The sequence below is a fragment of the Actinomadura rugatobispora genome, from assembly GCF_055379765.1.
In genome coordinates this window covers 5,053,376-5,070,009 of sequence record NZ_AP029191.1, presented here as the reverse complement: position 1 = coordinate 5,070,009, position 16,634 = coordinate 5,053,376, and the positions used below count along the sequence as shown (strand labels likewise).

The following is a 16,634-nucleotide window of genomic DNA, read 5'->3' as shown; positions in this document are numbered from 1 at the left end:
TCAGCCGCGCCCGGCCAGCCGGTCCGCGGTGCCGGGCAGCTCTCCCTTCAGGAACCGCTCCCGGGTCGCGTTGCGGGCGATCTTGCCGCTGGAGGTGCGCGCCACCGCGCCCGGCTCCACCATCACGAACTCCTGGACGGCCATCTCGTGCTCGATCGTGACGGCCGCGCGCACCGCCGACTCGACCTCGTCCAGGTCCAGCCGGGCCAGCGGGACGCGCCGGTTGCGCTCGGCGACCAGCACCAGCCGCTCGGTGCCCTCGCCCGCCACGGCGAACGCGGCCACGTGGTCGGGACGCACGGCGGGGTGCGCCTCCTGCGCGGTGAGCTCGATGTCCTGCGGGTAGTGGTTGCGGCCGTCCACGATGATGAGGTCCTTGATGCGGCCCGTGACGTACAGCTCGCCCTCGTGGATCACGCCGTAGTCGCCGGTGCGCATCCACGGCCCCGCGGGGAGGGCGCCCGGCTCGGCCAGTTCGGCGCCGAAGGTGTCCTGGCTGCGTTCGGTGTTGCGCCAGTAGCCGCGGGCGGTGTTGGGGCCGTGCACCCAGATCTCCCCGACCAGCCCGTCGGGCTGCTCGACCCGGGACTCCGGATCGACGATCGCGACGTACTGCCCGATCGGCCGCCCGCACGACACCAGCGGGCCGGACCGCTCGTCGCCGGGCTCGCCCACCCGCAGCAGGCCCTGGGTCAGCGCCTCCCGGTCCACCGTGATGATCTTCGGGGGGACGTCCTCGGCCGCGGCGGTCACGAACACCGTCGCCTCGGCCAGCCCGTACCCCGGCGCCTGCGCGCCCGGCCGCAGCCCCGCGCCCGCGAACGTCTCCGCGAACGCCGACAGCGTCGCGGGACGGATCGGCTCCGCCCCGTTCAGGCACGTCACCAGGCCGCTCAGGTCGAGGCGGGCGAGCGCCTCGGGGGTGGCCATGGACGCGGCGTACTCGTAGGCGAAGTTCGGCCCGGCCGTGTAGACGTTCTTGTTCGGCCGCGACGCGATCAGCTCCAGCCACCGCAGCGGGTTCATGATGAACGACACCGGATCGGTGTAGATCGCGTGGTCGCCCCGCACCAGCGGCAGCGCCATCGTGGCGATCAGCCCCATGTCGTGGAACAGCGGCAGCCAGCTCACCAGCTCCGGGTCCGGCCGCTCCGGCGCCCAGCCCGACCACAGCTGCGCCGCGTTCGCGGTGACGTTGCCGTGGGTGATCTCCACCCCGGCGGGGCGGCGGGTCGAGCCCGAGGTGTACTGCAGGTACGCCAGGTCGTCGAACCCGATCGGCTCGTCCCGCCAGAACTCGGCCGGGCCCTCGTCGATCTCGTCCGCGAACACGATCTCCCGGGGCCGCGGCACGTCGTGGTCGGCGAGGAACTTCTCCACGTGCGGCAGCGCGTTCCGGGACGTGGCGATCAGCGTGGGCTCGGCGTCGCCGTACGCGCCGATCAGCCGGTCGGCGTGGCCCGGCAGGTCGGGGGAGAACAGCGGGACCGCGACAACGCGCGCGTACATCGCGCCGAGCATCGTCATCATGTACTCGAGCGTCTGCGGCAGCAGCAGCGCCACCCGCTCGCCCGGCTCGGCCGACCGGCGCAGCCGCGCCGCGGTGGCACGGGCCCGCCGCTCCACCTCCGCCCAGGTCAGGGTGACCTCCGCGCCGGAGGGGTCCAGCGAGTAGTCGACGAAGGTGAAGGCGGGTGCGTCCGGCTTCTCTGCGGCCCAGCGGGCGACCCGCTCGATCAGCGGGGTGCGGCCCGAGCCGCCGGGCTGGAGTTCGGGAAGCAGCGAGCCCAGTGCCATGGGTCCAACTCCTGGGGGTGAGCGGGGGGCGCGCCGCCGGGAGGGGCCGCCGGCGCGTACGAGCCATGGCCGGGCGCCCCCGCGGAGCCCCGGCATGAACGGTTCTACCGTGCAGCGTGAAGCTACCGGATGGTAGAACGCGAAGACATTGGGCCACGCGCACATTCGTTCCGCGCGGCTTTGTCACGGGGGTGACAAGAGAGGATCATCGCGTGTGCGCACGGGCGACCGTCCGTGACGGCCGCCGCACCAACGGTTTCCGGTGCCTTTCCTCGGCGCTTTCCCGGGGCTTTCTCGCGGGCTTCTCGCGGGCTTCTCGGGGCGTCTCGCGGGATTGTCGAACGCTCAGCGCGTATGCCTCAGGCGGACCAGGGTCCACCGGCGCCGCAGCACGAGCAGGCAGGCGAGCATCCACAGCAGGCCCACCTCGGTGACCAGGGCCGCGCCGAACACCGCGGCCCAGTCGCGCTGGTCGCTCTCTTGGCCGACCAGCGCGAGGCCCGTTCCGTTGGTGGCCAGCCGCGGCGGCATGGGCGGCGGCATGGGCGGCGGCGAGGGCAGCGTGAGCGGGGGCGGCACGGAGGGCGGTCCCGGAGGCGCGGGCGGCAACGTCGGCGACAGCGGACCGACTCCCAGGGGCTCCTGTGAGGGAGGCACCGGCACTCCTCCCAACGACGTCTGCTCCTCTCCCTTGCCTATGGGCTCCCCCTTGCCCTTGGGCTCTCCCTTGCCCTTGCCGTGCTCTTGGACTTCGTCCTGGACTTCCCCGGGAGGCACGGGCGGTTGGGCGCCGGGCTCGGGCAGGCCACCTGGGAACGGCGGCATGGCCTTAGGCGCGGACGGTTTCTTGGGCTTCGGCAGGGTGGACGGCTTCGAGGGGGAGGAACCAGAGGGGGAAGGCGTCTTGCCCTTGGGCAAGCTGACAGGCCCCTGCGCGGATCCAGACGGCTCCTTGGGCATGGGCGGCGTGGGCTCGCCCGGCCCAGCCGGCCCCTTGAACCAGGTCGGCGCCATAGGCCACGGGGGTGTGTGTTCATTGGGCCAGGGCGGCCTCTGGGGCCAGGTCGGTTCCGTGGGCCGGGTCCATGCCCGAGGGCATACGCAGCGCTCCCTCTGGGACCGGGTGGCCAGGTTGTGGTGCGATTCGCCGCTGCGCGCCGGGGGTGTGGAGGACGCCGCCAACCCGACCTGGTGACCGCTCAGGGGGGACGGCGCCGGGAGGGCGAGCAGGGCCGTCGTGCACAGCGTCGTGACCCCGATGCGCTGGACGCTTCTCGTGCTGCCCGGCGTTGGCACACCGGTCCCCTTTCGACGGTTCCCTCTACGGTTCGGTGGCTCCCGGGGGGACGGCACCATGACGACCTCTCCTGGCCGTAGTGAGTATTACCGCCCGAACACGGAGAGTAACGTCCCGTGCACCTTTCGCTGGCCGAAATCGATACTCCGTAGAATGCGGGGATCGCGAGGAGAGGAGGGCCGGTGGCGGAGGCCGTACGGTCACTGGAGCGCGCCTTCGAGCTGCTGGAGCATCTCGCGGACGCCGGGGGCGAGATGGCGCTGTCGGAGCTGACGGAGGTGTCCGGCCTGCCGATGCCGACCATCTACCGGCTGATGCGGACGCTGGTCAACCGCGGCTACGTCCGCCAGGAGCCGTCCAAGCGCTACGCGCTGGGGCCCCGGCTGATCAGGCTGGGCGAGAGCGCGGGCCGGCTGCTGGGGTCGTGGGCGCGGCCGGCGCTGACCCGGCTGGTGGACGAGGTGGGCGAGACCGCCAACATGGCGGTGCTGGAGGGCGACGAGGCCGTCTACGTCGCGCAGGTCCCGTCCCGGCATTCGATGCGGATGTTCACCGAGGTCGGGCGCAGGGTGCGGCCGCACTGCACGGGCGTCGGGAAGGCGCTGCTGGCCCAGCTGCCCGAGTCGCGCGTACGGGAGATCCTGGAGCGCACCGGCATGGAGGCGCAGACGCCCAACACCTTCACCGATCCGGAGGCGCTGCTGGCCGAGCTGGAGCGGATCAGGGAGCAGGGGTACGCGGTGGACGACGAGGAGCAGGAGATCGGGGTCCGCTGCGTCGCCGTGGCGCTACCGGGGGCGCCCGCGCTGACCGCGCTGTCGGTGTCGGGACCGTCCGCGCGCATGACCGGCGCGACCGTCCGGGACGCGGTCCCGGTCATGCGCGAGATCGCCGGCGGTTTCGCCAAGGAGCTGCGCCCCGGCGCCCCCTGAGCCCCTGCCGGCCCCTGGACGTCCGTCGGCCGCCGCTCACCGGGCGGCCCCTGAGCGCCCGGAGAACGGCGGCCGGTGGTCGATGGCCGGTGGTCAGCCGGCGATGTCGCCGACGACCACCTTGGGACGGCCGCCGCGTTCCCACCTGACGTAGTCGCCCGCCGACCGGACGAGGACGGCGGCCATCCACAGGGCCACGCCGGTGTCGTCGGCCAGGCCGAGCGGCACGAGGACGTCGGGGACGACGTCGAGCGGGGAGAGGATGTAGACCAGCCCCACCGCCATCAGGCCGAGCGTCTTGTACGACAGACCCTTGTAGTCGCCGCGCATGGCCGCCTTCAGCATGCGCGGCACGGCGCGGACGCGCTCGCCCATGCGGGGCGCGTCGGCCTGGAGAGTCTCGCTGTAGATGTTCCACGCCTGACCGGCCGCGGCATCGCTACGCTTCCTGTCCACAGGTGTCGCTCCTCCAACGTTGCTGGGGCGCGCCCCCGCGGCGCCCACGTTCTAGTACGACGCGGCGGGGGTTCAGTATGTTCCCTTCCGCGAAGACCGAAATGCCATGTTTCGTCGGCTCCGTAGCCGAATGTCGGCACTTCCCCGGTCTCACCGCGGGGATTCAGGGCAGGAGCGTCTTCATCGAGTTACCGCCGGTGAGGCATTCATCACTCTCGTGGGCGAGGTGCGGGGATTCGGGAGCATTCTTCGCCGTCCACTGAAAACATGGGGGGTGGGAACCTCCGGGTCCACGGGGAGTGCGCCGGCTCTCTGACCGACCGGCATCGGGAACGGAGCGCCAGCGGTGTCTGCCAGTGACGGGTTTCGGTCGGTCCGCTTACCGGGGGAGCCGGGGGGTACGTCCCCCCGGCAGCACAGACGAGTGCGATCCAGCACTATTGCCGAGCACAGCAGGAGCTGACCCAGAACATGAGCGGCGATCGCCCCACCCTGCCCGAAGCCGGGAGGCCCGTTCACGGGACCGCCGCGGGCACCGCGTACCTCGCCCTCCCGCCCACCGCCGTCGACGCCCGCCCGTCCGGACCCACCCGTCTCGTCGTCGCCTGGCCCGGGTTCGACCCGCCCCGCACCGCGGCCGCGCTGGCCGCCGCGATGCCGCTGACCGGCGTGCCGACCTGGCGCGTCTACCTCGAACTGACCGCGCCCGGCGGCGCCCCGTCCGAGGGCCTGGGCTCCGGCGCGCTGCTGGAGGCCCGCGGCGTGGAGGCGTACGCGGCGGCGGTCGAGGGCGCCGTCGAGAGCCTGCCCGCCGTGCTCGCGGCGCTCCGTGCCGACCTGGGCATCGAGGAGGGGCCGGTCGGCCTGGCCGGGTTCTCGGTCGGGGCGAGCATCGCGCTGCTCGCGCTCGCGCGCGGCACCGTCCCGGTGAGCGCCGCCGCGCTGGTCACCCCCGTGCTGGCGCCCGCCCGCGCCGCCACCTCGCTGGAACGCCTGGCCGGCCGCGAGCGCGACTGGGACGACCGGGCCGCGGCGGCCGCCGAGCGTCTCGACCTCGCCCCGCTCGCCGAGCGGATCGCGGGCGGTGACGCCGCGGTGCTGCTCATCGCGGGCGCCAAGGACCGCGTGGTGTCGTCCCTGGAGATCACCGAGCTGCGCGACCGGCTGCGCGAGCACGGGCTCAACGCGGTCGAGGCCGCCACGTTCCGGATGGGCCACGCCATGGCGGCGCAGCCGGGCATCGACGCGCAGCCCCCGACCACCGAGGCGGTACGGGTGGACGGCGTCCTGAACGACTGGTTCCGCGAACGGCTGGCCGTCGTGACCGACCCCGGCGGCGACGCGGAGCCGCATCCCGGCCACCTCGCCCCCGCCACGGCCGACCCGGTCGAGGCCGATCCGGTCACGACCGGCCCGGCCGGTGCCGGGCCCGTCCCGGTCGAGCCGGCCGCGCGGGCCGCGGAGACCGTCACCCAGCCCTTCTCGCGCCCCGCGGGCGGCTCCATGACCGGCACCGGCGCCGGACTGGACGCCGGCTCCGACGCCGGTCACGGTTTCCAGCCCACGCCCGGCCCCGGTTTCGGTTCCGGTTCCGCCGGATCCGCGCCCGTGATGGGGTTCGGCACGGTCCGCAGCCCGATGGGCGAGTATCCCGCCGACCTGTCGCAGGCGATCGGCCTGGGCTGCCACAACTGATCCACGACCGGTCAGGCGCGTTCGAGCACCTGGTACCGGACCGGGATCACCCCGGATCCGGTGCCGCGGACCTCGGTCATGGCCGCCTTGGAGAGGTCCAGGCAGCGGCCGCCCGCGTACGGGCCGCGGTCGTTGATGCGGACGATGACCGAACGGCCGTTGTTCTTGTTGGTGACCCGCACCTTCGAGCCCATCGGCAGCGTCTTGTGCGCCGCGGTCAGCTCGCCGGGGTCGAAGCGCTCGCCGCTGGCCGTCATCTGGCCCTGCCAGTAGTACGAGGCCTCGCAGGAGCCGGACCTGAGCACGCGGTACTCGGGCTTCTTCTTCGCCGGCTTCCGCGGCGCGCGCTCCAACTGGGAACTGGCGGTGGCCGTCATGCTCGGCGCCGGCTCGGGCGTCTCCGTCCGGGAACCGCCCCGGTCGGCCCTGGACGGCACGGGCCGCGGCGGGTCCGCCTGGGCGCCGGTGGCCTCCGGCGCGATCCGCGCTGCGCTCGCGTTGCCGGCACGGCCGCCGGACGCGGCCGAGGCGAGCGCCCACGCGCCCGCTGCGAGCACGGCCACGGCGAGGCCCGAGGCGAGCATGACGGTACGGACACGGGTGTTCTTGGGGCGATGCCTGGCACGCCGGCCCACAGAGTTGCCCACAGAGAGAGTCCTTTGGTCGGGGACAGGTCCCCGGACGCCCGGCGTGCGAAGCACCGCCGTCTGTAATTCGGCGCAGCCGGGCGACACCCTCGTCCCCCGAACTCATGCGCCGCGCAGGGGCCGGCCCGCCGGGAGAAACAATCCCGGGGCCCCCGCCGCCACGCCCCCGATAAGGGCGCCTTACCGCGTCATCGCGGTCATCGGCGTCCGGTCGGTGCGGCTCGGCGTCTGTTCACTTGAGAAATCGAACCCGTTCGTCATGAGCCGCACACAAGTTCCAGACCGTACGTCGAATTCCGCGTAGATCAAGACGTGCGGCGGGACTTTGTGGGGTTTGTCACCCGTCTTTTTGCGGTACGGAGTCGATCATGTGCAATGGGTGATCGCCTATGAAGATCGTCTTTACCCGTCCGGCGAGGCCGATCTCGGGTCGGTAAATCCCGGTGAAGTGATCATTTTCCGCGAAATGCCGGCGGGCGCCCCGCGGGATGCCGTCGCATCCGCGGGACGCCCGTCCGGGTGTCCTGAACCGCCGGTCTCCCGGCCGGCGTCAGCCGACCATGGGCAGCCCCGGGGCGCCGCCGAGGATCGCGCCGGTCGAAGGCGTGGCCGGGCCCGCGACCTGGCCGGGCATCCCGGTGACGGTGGACCGGAGGTCACCCGGCAGCGGCGCGGACACGAGCCGCTTCGCGGTCTTCGAGGCGTTCCCGGTGGCGGGCCGCGGAGCACCGGCCGACTGGCCGGCCCTCGACTTCTTCGACTTCTTCGTGGTCTTCGGCTTCTTCGACTTCGTGGACTTCGTGGTCTTCGGCTTCTTCGAGGTCTTCGGCTTCTTCGGGGCCTTCGGCGCACCCGCCGCCGGAGCCTCCGGGCCCTGGGGCGCGTTCGCGGCCGGGGCGTTCGGGACATTCGCCGCCGTGTCCTGCGCCGGGCCCTGCGGGGCATCCGCCACCGTGTCCTGCGTCAGGACCTCCGGGGTGTCCGCCGGCGACGCGTTGGACCGCGGTCCGGACCGCGGCCCGGACCTCGGCACGGAGCTGGGCAGGCCCGCGAGCGCGCCCATCTGCGCCATGTTGATCAGGTCGCGGAGCGTCCTCTCGCCCCCGTTGAACAGCAGGCCGTCCCGGTCCGGATCGGGGGCGCGCCGCTCGCCGGCCTTGGCGCGGGTCGGCTTCCCGAGCCCGGCCCCGTTCGTGCGGATGCCGGCCGGGCAGCGGGCGACGGCGTAGTCGCGGGTGACCCCGTTCGGTTCGGTGACGGCGGCGCCGACGACGGTGAGCGCGCCGGTGGCGTCGCGGAGCTGCTTGTTCAGGGTGACGGTCCGGCCCTTGGGAGCCGGGACGCGGTGGTTCTTCGCCGGGCGGGCCGGCACCTTGCCCAGCGCCCTGTTCAGCGTGGCGTCCGGGTTGATGCGGGTGAACCCGCGCACCAGGCCGTCCAGGTCCTTCTCGCAGCTCGCGGTCATCCCGGTGAAGCGCATCTCGCCCTGCGCGGTCCGGAGCGTGCCGGGGCCGAGCCGGGACGCGGCGCCCTTCGGGTTCACCGACGCCAGGCCGGGCTGGGCGGTGAGCACGTCGTTCGCGGCCGTCGCGGGGATCCGCACCAGCGGGTGGGCCGCGTCGGCGACCTCCGCGGGCAGGCTGCCCTTGGCGGCGTCCCTGGACAGGAAGGCCTGCGGGCCGGCCTCGGCGGCGCCCGGAACGGCGGGCGTGGCCGCGGCCGGAACGGTCGCCGTGGCCGCGGTGCCGGTCGCGATCGCGGCGGCCAGCGGAGCGACCACGGACATTCTCCGCAGAGCAGCCAGTGAACGGTTCATATTTCCCCCCCGGGAATTCCAGATTGAGCTGCGCGTCGTGCGGGGACGTTAGTACAAACCCGCGACCGGCGCCTGGAATTGTTCCCGAAAATGGTGAACCGAAAGGACGATCTACGGAAGGGCGACCCTTGGATTACCGGTGGATCCGCCAATATTCCCGGTGAAATGCCGATGCCCGGCCGGTCCCGGTGACCGGCCGGGCGCGGGCGTGCGCACGCGCTCGCGGCCCCCAGGGGCGGGCCGCAGGGCGAGGGGCGCCGCGGCGGCTCAGCCGGAGGCGCCGCCGAGGGCGACCGCCGCGTCGACCTCCCGCTTCCGCGCCGCCAGCTCCTCGGCGTGCCGCTCCTCGTCGACCTTCTCCGCGATCTCCTCGTCCTGCCGCATCAGGGCCTCGAGGTCGGACTTGGCGTTGTCCAGGACGCCCATGTCGTCGTAGGCCGCCTGCACCTTGTCGCCCCACAGCCCGACATCGCGCACGCACGGAACGATCCGGCTGAACAGCAGCGACTGGTAGAGCGTGTACATATCGGAGTTGTCGACGTACTCCATGCATTCGGCGACCGGCATGCCGAGGGTCTCGAAAATCTCACGGCCCTTGAAACGGTCCCGCATGAGGTAGCAGCCCTCGACGACGAACTCCTCGCGTTCCGCCCGCTCCCTGTCGGTCAGTTCGGCGTAGTAGTCCTTGAGCGCCAGCCGCCCGAACGCGACGTGCCGCGCCTCGTCCTGCATGACGTACGCGAGCAGCTGCTTCACCAGCGGGTTGGTCGACATGTCGCGGTACAGCCCGAACGCGGCCAGGGCCAGCCCCTCGATGAGCACCTGCATGCCGAGGTAGGGCAGGTCCCAGCGGCTGTCCTCCAGCGACTCGGCCAGCAGCTTGGCCAGGTCCTGGTTGATCGGGTAGTACATCCCGATCTTCTCGTGCACGAACCGGGTGTAGAGCTCGACGTGCCGCGCCTCGTCCATGGTCTGGGTGGCGGCGTAGAACTTGGAGTCCAGGTCGGGCACCGACTGGACGATCCGCGCCGAGACGTTCAGCGCGCCCTGCTCGCCGTGCAGGAACTGGCTGAACAGCCACGCGCCCTGGTGGCGGCCGAACTCGTCGCGCTCCTTCTGCGACATCCGGTCCCAGATCTCGGAGCCGAAGAGGGGGTTGAAGTTCTCCGGAAGCCCGGCGATGTTGACCGGGTCGACCTCCAGGTCCCAGTCGATGCGCTTCTGGGCGTCCCACTGCTTGTCCTTGCCCTTCTGGTACAGGCTCAGCAGGCGGTCGCGCCCGGCGTCGTACTCCCAGGTGAAGCGGGCGTCCCCGGCCATGGGGACGTTCCAGGTGTCGTGGGGGACGGGGCTGGAGTAAAGGTCATGGGAACTCACGGGGAAGCCTCCTCGGAAGCGCCGGCGCATCGTCGCGCCGGGTGGGGTCAACCGCCCACGGCTTTACATCCCTTCGTAACATGTAAAGGGCGCGTTGGCCATACCTGTGTGCTCCCTCACGCTCCGCACACGCCCGGGACCGTACGATCGGACGATGCGACGCCCTCTCGCGCCCGCACTCGCCCACACCGCGACCGCCGTCGCCCTCGCCCTGCTCACCGCCGCCGGGTGCTCAGCGCTTCCCGGCGGCTCCGGCGACCGCGGCCCCGCGAACGGGAACGGCGGCGCAGTCGGACGCCCGGCGGCTCCCGTCCCGCAGGCGAGCGTCCCCGCCGGCCGCCGGCCGGCGGTGCCGAGCACGGGCTGCCGCGCCGCGCAGGCGGCTCCCGCGACCGGGCGGCACACCTTCGCCGGACGGTCCTACCTGCTCAAACGGCCGAACACCGACCCCCGCAGACCCGCCCCGCTGATCCTCGACCTGCACGGCCTCCACTCCAGCGGCTTCCAGCAGGCCCTCTACAGCCAGATGGCCACCGTCGGATCGGCGCGCGGCTTCATCGTGGTCGAGCCCGACAGCGCCCCCGGCAGGGAGGGCTGGAAGCTGCCCGGGATGCCCGACGGCTCGGCGGACGTCGCGTACATGGGGCGGCTCCTCGACCACCTGGAGAGCGCGCTGTGCGTCGACCGCGCGCACGAGTTCGCGACCGGCTTCTCCAACGGCGCGGGCCTGGCGACCGCGCTGATCTGCGGCCTGGACGGACGGCTCGCGGGCGTCGCGCCGATCGCGGGGTTCAACCTGGCCAGGCCGTGCGCGGGCGCCCGGCCGACGACGGTCGTCGCCTTCCACGGCACCGCCGACCGGATCATCCCGTACCGGGGCGGCGAGCCCTACGGCGGCGACCGCACCCGGATCCCGCCGTGGATGCGCCCGTCCGACGGCGCCTTCGCGCTGCCCTCCGTGCGCACCGCCGCCGCCCGCTGGGCGCGCGCCCTCGGCTGCCGTACGACCGGCGACGGCGCCCGCAACGTCCAGAGCGGCGGTGAGATCGGCCGGCTGAGCTACCAGCGCTGCAAGGGCGGTGCCCGGCTGGACCTCTACACCGTGGCGGACGGCGGTCACACCTGGCCCGGAACGATGCCGATCGGCCTGGGGAAGACCACGACGCGGCTCAACGCCACGTCCACCATCCTGGACGCCTTCTCCCGCACCTGACCCGGAGACCCGCGAGGTCAGCGGGACTGGAGGGCGTCCAGCGCGACGGCCTGCGCGATGACCAGGCGGCGGTCGAGGTCGGGGTCCTTGATGTCGACGACGTACCGGTCGCGGAGGGAGAACTTCTTCTCGACCGAGAACGCGAGCCGGTCGCCAGCGTAGAAGTCGAAGTGGTACGGCCACGCGAACGGCAGCGCGTCCACGTACGGGATGATCCCCCACACCCGCCGCAGCACCGCCACCGCCTTGTTGCGCTCGCTGCCGGTGATCGCGCGCCGTCCCGGCTGCTCCAGGTGCCAGGTGGAGGCGAGCAGGGAGCGTTTGAAGTCCTTGCGGAAGAGCCCGATGGGCCGCCCGGCCTCGTCGGTGACGTCGTACGTCGCGGCCAGGTCGATGCGCTTGCGGGCCTTGAAGCCGAGGATCGGGCGGGTCTTCTCGGTGTCGGCGTACAGGGTGACCTGCTCCTTGAACGCCAGCCGCTTCTGCTGCGCGAACGCGACGAGGTCGCCCTCGGCGCCGCCGGGCGCCTCGGTGCGCACCTCGTACTGGTTGACCATCAGGCGCAGCCGCTGCCGGACCAGGAACCGTTCCCGCGCCTGGATCCCTTCGGCGCCCGCCGCGCCGCCCGCCGCCTCGCCGGTCATGTGGCCCTCCTCGCCGCGCCCGCCGCACTGTCGGTCTTCGGCCTCCCGGTCCGGCTCGGCGCGGGGGCGTGCCGGGCTAGGCGGGATCCGGCCGGGTTCGACCGGACATCGGCTCATTGTCCTTGATGTAGGCGGCAAGGTAACCGTGGATGAGCCGTTCCGCCTCCGCGATGATCGCCGGGTCGCCGCCGGGGGCGCGGCGGAAGGCCAGCTTGAGCACCGCGTCCCCGGCCTCGACCGCGATCGCCAGCGCCCGGGCCAGCTCGGCGGTGTCGGAGATCGCGAAGTTCTCCACGATCATCCGCCGCAGCCGGTCGGCGACCACCGAGTTGTTGTCGCTGACGGAGTCGAGCAGGTTGATGTCGGCGACGTCGCCGAAGCGCAGCTCGCGGAAGCCGGGGACGGTGCGGTGCATGTCGACGAAGATGTCGATGATCGCGCCCACCGTGTCGGTCCAGTGCGCGAAGCCGCCCTCGGCCAGCCGCCGCGAGATCCGCTGCCCGAACTGCTCCAGGTTGCGCAGCGCCAGCGCCTGCGCGACCGCCCGCTTGTCGGGGAAGAACTGGTAGACCGAGCCGATCGCCACCTCGGCCCGCTGCGCGATGCGGGTGGTGGTGAGGCCGTCGTAGCCGTCCTCGTCGAGGATGTCCGCGCACGCGTCGAGCATCCGCTGGACGCGTTCGGCGCTGCGGCGCTGGGCGGGGCGGCGGCGGAGCGGGGTCCGGATCTCGGTCACGCCCCCATTGTCACCTTTCCCCGGCGCGGCACGACACGATCGCCATCTCTGCCACCCCCGTCAAACTTCTGCCCGGCGACGGCACCGAAGGGGGAGCTCTCTTAAGCAAACTTCTCGTAATGAGCTTTCTAAAAGTTAGCTCATACCCTATCGTCGTGCCCGATGACCGGAAGGGAAGGACGGGCATGAGCCGAGTCGCACTGATCACGGGCGCCGGACGGGGCATCGGCGCCGCGACGGCCCGGGAACTGGGCGGTCGCGGGTTCCACGTGATCGTCAACTATGTCCGCGACGCCGCTTCCGCGCGCACCGTGGTGAAGGACGTCGAGGCCGCGGGCGGGACGGCGCGGGCCGTCCAGGCCGACGTGTTCGACCCCGAGCAGGCCGGGAGACTGGTGGACGCCTGCCCGCGCGTCGACGCGCTCGTCTGCAACGCCAACCGGCAACCGCCCTTCGCCACGCTGGAGGACATGACCTGGGAGGCGTTCCACGGCAAGCTGAGCGACGAGCTGGCCGGGGCGTTCCATGTCAGCCGGGCGGCGCTGCCGCGGATGCGGGAGCGCCGCGCGGGCACGATCGTCTACGTCTCCAGCCTCAGCGCCGAGCTGACCAGGCCGGGCGCCATCGCGCACTCCTCCGCCAAGGCCGCCCTGAACGCGTTCGCACGGCATGTGGCGCTGGAGGCGGCACCGTACGGGATCACCGTCAACACCATCGCGCCCGGCGCCGTCGCCACCGACGCGACCGCCGGGGTGTTCACGCCCGAGGCCCGCGCCGCGTTCGCCGAGAACTCCGTGCTGCGGCGCGTCATGGAGCCGGCGGACGTCGCCAGGGCGATCGCCGCCACCGTGGAGGGCGGCCTCGAAGGCGGCGCCTTCGCGGGCGTCACGGGGGCCCGCATCCCTGTCGACGGCGGCTACCGCGTCATCAGCGGCAACGCCTGAGCGGCAACGCTTCAAAACCCGGCCGTCCCGTCCGGAGGCCGAAAGCCGACCTCCGGACGGGACGGGTAGACCTTGGTCGCTATCCGTGCGCGCCCGAACGCGGAACGATCGCGTCCATGAAAGACGCCAAGTCCTACGACTCGCTCATGACCGCCGTCTTCCTCATCGGGGCCTACGAAGGGGTGGTGCCGTTCATCGCCAAGGCGACCGACACGAAGCCCATCCTGTCGCTGCCGGCGAGAATGCCCTCACCCCTCTGGTGGATCGTGTCGTCCGTGGTGATCGTGGTGGCGTTCTTCCTGCTCTGGGGTCTCGACAGCGCCAAGAAGCGCCACCAGGCACGCTGACCGCCGCCCCGCCCCCGCGGACGGGGATCGTCAGCCTCCCAGGCGGCTGCGGAGGCCGTCGAGGACCTTCTGGGCGTTCTCGGGAGGAAGCGTGGCCACGGCCTCGACGATCGCCTCCGGCGGCAGCCCGGTCAGCACGCCCTGCGCGAGCGCCCGCTGGTCACCGGCCGGGGACTGCGCCGCCAGCGCCGCCACCGCCGCCTTGACCTGCTGGACGCTGGAGTAGGTGTCCCGCACGATGTTGACGTGCCGCCACGTCGGGTTGTCGGCGGCGGACCCGGACGGCGCGGGAGCGGTGTCGCTGTTCCACACGATGTCGCGGATCTTCTGCAGGTCCTCGTTGGACAGTGGCATGTCGTCCTCCTGGTAGTCCGGGCGTCCGTACCCGGCGATCGCCGTCGACGAGCGGACCCTGCGCAGGCACTGGTCGCTCGTGTTCCCCTCGATGGTCTGCACCCGGCCGCCGCCGAGCGCCTTCTCCACCACGCCCACGTGGTCGATGGCGCCGACGGAGTTGGTGTTGCCCCAGTCGAAGAACACGATGTCGCCGGGCCGGGCCTTGTTGACGTTGGCGGTCGTGCCGGTGAACCACCGGTCCGCCTTCTGGAAGTCCTGCGCGTGCCAGACGGTGTAGGCCCGGTCGCCGCCCAGCAGCACGGCCCCGGCGTTGCCGGAGCGCCGCGCCCAGTACGTGACGGCCATGTCGCACCAGGCGGCCCGCAGGAACTCGTCCCCGTGCCGCTTGGCGTAGTCGCGCGTGATCGTGTTGGGGCGCCCCGACATGCCCAGGGACTTGCGGGCCTCGGCGAGCATCCCCTCGGCCGAGCCCATCAGACGCCCTCCCCGCGGAACACCCCGTCGGGATCGGGCTCCCCGTACAGCTCGCGCAGGATCTGCTCCTCGTCGGGCTCGGTGGCCGTGTGCACGCCCGGGTGCCGGTCCACGTCGCGCTCGACCAGCGCGGCCTCGTCGTTCTCGCTCATCGCCTTCCACATCCCAGATCGATTGGCACTCGTCTCTTCGCCGTCCCCGCCGTTCCCGCCGTCGCTCACCGGCCGCCCCATCGCGACTATCCGCCGTGAAGCGCGTCCGCGCGGGGAACGTACGGTCGGCTCATCTGCCGTTCACCTGGACGTTCTCCAGAAATCCTCCTCAACCACGACAAATCGCCTTTCACGCGCATGCCTCAATCGCCGACCGGAAACGACCCGATCGGCCCCGACGCTCCACAACCCGGCACCCGCCCGCCCGGACACCGGCCGCCCGGACACCGGCCGCCCGGACACCGGGCGGCCGTCATCACGGGCGGTCCGCGCGACCCTGCGCGGGCCGGGCCGGCCGGCCGGTGCGCGGAGTTCCCGTCACCGGCCGGCGGCCCGTCCGGTCAGCGGTCCTGGCGGACGGTGAGGCGGCCGGACACCGCGCGCGGCACCGGACGGCCGTCGGCGGGGCCGGCCGGGTAGACCGCGATCGCGGCGTACACGTGCTGCCCCTTCGTCAGCCCTTTACTCATCGACCCGGTGACGATCTGCGCCCCCTTGGTCGCGGGGTGGTCGGCGTGGATCTCGTCCCACCGGGCGCTGCTGCGCCCGTCCTTCCAGTCGTGCACCTCGTACCGCAGCTGGTACTCGTCGCCCGGCGCCAGGCCGTCCACACGCACGGACACGGTGAGGTCGGCCCACGAGCTCTGCGGCGCGACGTAGCCGGGGAAGTCGCCGTCCCCGTGCGCGCCCGCCGGGTCGGCGTACTCGGCGTCCCAGCTGATCGGGACGAACTCGCCCCACTTCAGCTCCTGGGCGCGCGTCTTGCCGAGGCTGGTGCGGATCGGCATGTCATCCTCCTCGCCGGTCCCGAGGGCCAGCGCCCTCAGATCGTTCAGGCTCGTGCGGTAGGCGTTGGCGTCGCAGCGCCCGGAGATGCCCGGCACGCTGGCGCTGCTGGTGAACTGCAGGACGCTGATCGGCTCGCCGCCGAAGGAGTCCCACCACGCGTCGGGGACCTTCGCGTACAGCGACGACGGCGACCCGGTGCCCTCCACGTAGTGGCTCTGCCAGATCGTGTCGAAGAACGACAGGTCGGGACGCCCCTGCTGGTCCCAGTACCAGCGCGGGAAGTAACCGATCACGGGATGGCCGCCGGTGCGGTCCTTGAACTCGCTGACCCAGTCGCGGGCGGTGGCCGCGTTCGCCCCGGAGGCCTCCACGTCCAGGGCCACCGCGAAGTCGCCCAGATCGCCCGCCTTCGACAGGAAGTAGCGCGCCTGGGCCGCCCCGTCGCCGCCGTGCAGGAAGTGGTACGCGCCGGGCAGGAAGTCGTCGCCGAGCGACAGCATCCCGGACCGGTTGTGCGACCAGGTGGGGTTGGTGTAGTCGGTGTCCTCGGTCACCTTGCCGAAGGCGAACCGGATCCCGGAGCCGTGCACCTTCGACCAGGACGGGTTCCCCTGATATGAGGCCACGTCCACGCCGTACAGCGGCATAGCGGCCCTCCCTCTCGTCGACGATCGCCGTGCGTGCGGGCAGCGCCACCCTAGAGAGAACCAACGTGATCAGGGGGAGAAAAGGGAAAGGTCACACCTTGCGTGCACCACGGGCTCACGGTGGGGACGCTCCCCGGACCAGGCCGAATGCTGCCAGGCTGTGTTTCACGGTCCCGGCCTACGGCGCTCGCCTGGCGGCGCTGGTCTTGTCGGCTCTCGCCTACCGAGCCTTGGCGAGCGCGGCATCGCTTCGC

At 72.3% G+C, this 16,634-nt stretch carries 16 protein-coding genes; 5 read left to right on the top strand and 11 right to left on the bottom strand.

Features of this window, described 5'->3' with window-relative positions; translation table 11 throughout:
- Both ACZ466_RS22420 and ACZ466_RS22415 read right to left on the bottom strand, forming a co-directional pair.
- Positions 1 to 1,797: a fatty acyl-AMP ligase gene (locus ACZ466_RS22420; RefSeq protein WP_378284934.1), complete on the bottom strand. Its 1,797-nt coding sequence runs from the start codon at positions 1,795 to 1,797 to the stop codon at positions 1 to 3.
- Between the two features lie 345 nt (positions 1,798 to 2,142).
- On the bottom strand, positions 2,143 to 2,454 hold the full coding sequence (locus tag ACZ466_RS22415) for a hypothetical protein (RefSeq protein WP_378284933.1): 312 nt from the start codon (positions 2,452 to 2,454) through the stop codon (positions 2,143 to 2,145).
- Between the two features lie 822 nt (positions 2,455 to 3,276).
- Between ACZ466_RS22415 and ACZ466_RS22410 the strand changes: the two genes are divergently transcribed.
- Entirely contained in the window at positions 3,277 to 4,026 is a 750-nt protein-coding gene (locus tag ACZ466_RS22410; RefSeq protein ID WP_378284932.1) for an IclR family transcriptional regulator, read from the top strand.
- 93 nt (positions 4,027 to 4,119) lie between these two features.
- On the opposite strand, the gene ACZ466_RS22405 is transcribed toward ACZ466_RS22410, so the two are convergent.
- Entirely contained in the window at positions 4,120 to 4,482 is a 363-nt protein-coding gene (locus ACZ466_RS22405; protein ID WP_378284931.1) for a YkvA family protein, read from the bottom strand.
- A 471-nt stretch (positions 4,483 to 4,953) separates the two neighbouring features.
- Here ACZ466_RS22405 and ACZ466_RS22400 point away from each other — a divergent pair, with 471 nt between their 5' ends.
- The gene (locus ACZ466_RS22400) at positions 4,954 to 6,177 is read left to right on the top strand and encodes an alpha/beta hydrolase (RefSeq protein ID WP_378284930.1); all 1,224 of its coding nucleotides are present in this window, start codon (positions 4,954 to 4,956) and stop codon (positions 6,175 to 6,177) included.
- An 11-nt stretch (positions 6,178 to 6,188) separates the two neighbouring features.
- Here ACZ466_RS22400 and ACZ466_RS22395 read toward each other — a convergent pair whose 3' ends face one another.
- From ACZ466_RS22395 to ACZ466_RS22385, 3 genes are all read right to left on the bottom strand, one after another.
- Positions 6,189 to 6,824: a septal ring lytic transglycosylase RlpA family protein gene (locus ACZ466_RS22395; RefSeq protein WP_378284929.1), complete on the bottom strand. Its 636-nt coding sequence runs from the start codon at positions 6,822 to 6,824 to the stop codon at positions 6,189 to 6,191.
- A gap of 550 nt (positions 6,825 to 7,374) precedes the next feature.
- Positions 7,375 to 8,610, bottom strand: a complete 1,236-nt coding sequence (locus ACZ466_RS22390) for a hypothetical protein (RefSeq protein ID WP_378284928.1) — start codon at positions 8,608 to 8,610, stop codon at positions 7,375 to 7,377.
- 297 nt (positions 8,611 to 8,907) lie between these two features.
- Complete coding sequence (locus tag ACZ466_RS22385) at positions 8,908 to 10,017, bottom strand: ferritin-like domain-containing protein (RefSeq protein ID WP_378284927.1); 1,110 nt, start codon at positions 10,015 to 10,017, stop codon at positions 8,908 to 8,910.
- 154 nt (positions 10,018 to 10,171) lie between these two features.
- On the opposite strand from ACZ466_RS22385, the gene ACZ466_RS22380 reads away from it, so the two are divergent.
- On the top strand, positions 10,172 to 11,230 hold the full coding sequence (locus ACZ466_RS22380; protein ID WP_378284926.1) for a CE1 family esterase: 1,059 nt from the start codon (positions 10,172 to 10,174) through the stop codon (positions 11,228 to 11,230).
- Between the two features lie 17 nt (positions 11,231 to 11,247).
- On the opposite strand, the gene ACZ466_RS22375 is transcribed toward ACZ466_RS22380, so the two are convergent.
- Entirely contained in the window at positions 11,248 to 11,874 is a 627-nt protein-coding gene (locus ACZ466_RS22375) for an LURP-one-related/scramblase family protein (protein ID WP_378284925.1), read from the bottom strand.
- A 76-nt stretch (positions 11,875 to 11,950) separates the two neighbouring features.
- On the bottom strand, positions 11,951 to 12,610 hold the full coding sequence (locus ACZ466_RS22370; RefSeq protein WP_378284924.1) for a TetR/AcrR family transcriptional regulator: 660 nt from the start codon (positions 12,608 to 12,610) through the stop codon (positions 11,951 to 11,953).
- 185 nt (positions 12,611 to 12,795) lie between these two features.
- On the opposite strand from ACZ466_RS22370, the gene ACZ466_RS22365 reads away from it, so the two are divergent.
- Both ACZ466_RS22365 and ACZ466_RS22360 read left to right on the top strand, forming a co-directional pair.
- Entirely contained in the window at positions 12,796 to 13,554 is a 759-nt protein-coding gene (locus ACZ466_RS22365; RefSeq protein WP_378284923.1) for an SDR family NAD(P)-dependent oxidoreductase, read from the top strand.
- A gap of 116 nt (positions 13,555 to 13,670) precedes the next feature.
- Complete coding sequence (locus tag ACZ466_RS22360) at positions 13,671 to 13,901, top strand: hypothetical protein (RefSeq protein WP_378284922.1); 231 nt, start codon at positions 13,671 to 13,673, stop codon at positions 13,899 to 13,901.
- Positions 13,902 to 13,931: 30 nt separating this feature from the next.
- Here the strand turns inward: ACZ466_RS22360 and ACZ466_RS22355 are convergent, their stop codons facing one another.
- The 3 genes from ACZ466_RS22355 to ACZ466_RS22345 all read right to left on the bottom strand — a co-directional run bounded on the left by ACZ466_RS22355 (position 13,932) and on the right by ACZ466_RS22345 (position 16,380).
- Positions 13,932 to 14,732 carry a CHAP domain-containing protein gene (locus tag ACZ466_RS22355; RefSeq protein ID WP_378284921.1) on the bottom strand — a complete coding sequence of 267 codons (801 nt, stop codon included), beginning with the start codon at positions 14,730 to 14,732 and terminating at the stop codon, positions 13,932 to 13,934.
- Complete coding sequence (locus ACZ466_RS22350; protein WP_378284920.1) at positions 14,732 to 14,884, bottom strand: hypothetical protein; 153 nt, start codon at positions 14,882 to 14,884, stop codon at positions 14,732 to 14,734. The genes ACZ466_RS22355 and ACZ466_RS22350 overlap by 1 nt, the downstream gene beginning before the upstream one ends.
- 401 nt (positions 14,885 to 15,285) lie before the next feature.
- The gene (locus ACZ466_RS22345; protein ID WP_378284918.1) at positions 15,286 to 16,380 is read right to left on the bottom strand and encodes a glycoside hydrolase family 25 protein; all 1,095 of its coding nucleotides are present in this window, start codon (positions 16,378 to 16,380) and stop codon (positions 15,286 to 15,288) included.
- Between the last annotated feature and the right edge of the window lie 254 nt (positions 16,381 to 16,634).